Here is a 361-nt window from a genome sequence, read left to right on the forward strand (position 1 = left end):
CGCTTCAACCTGCCCATGGCTAGATCACTCCGCTTCGGGTCTTGAGCGTGCTACTCAAACGCCCTATTCGGACTCGCTTTCGCTACGGCTACCCCACCCGGGTTAACCTCGCAACACACCGCAAACTCGCAGGCTCATTCTTCAAAAGGCACGCAGTCACGAGATGGAAGCAAGCTCCCACCCGACGCTCCCACGGCTTGTAGGCACACGGTTTCAGGTACTATTTCACTCCGCTCCCGCGGTACTTTTCACCATTCCCTCACGGTACTATCCGCTATCGGTCACCAGGGAATATTTAGGCTTAGCGGGTGGTCCCGCCAGATTCACACGGGATTTCTCGGGCCCCGTGCTACTTGGGTGT

The 361-nt window shown here is 57.3% G+C and carries 1 rRNA gene; it reads right to left on the reverse strand.

Going from position 1 to position 361, the window contains the following annotated elements:
- Positions 1-361 (reverse strand): 23S ribosomal RNA (locus tag KUM32_RS30715); the annotation flags it as partial.

Source organism: Streptomyces sp. AC627_RSS907, assembly GCF_019049165.1.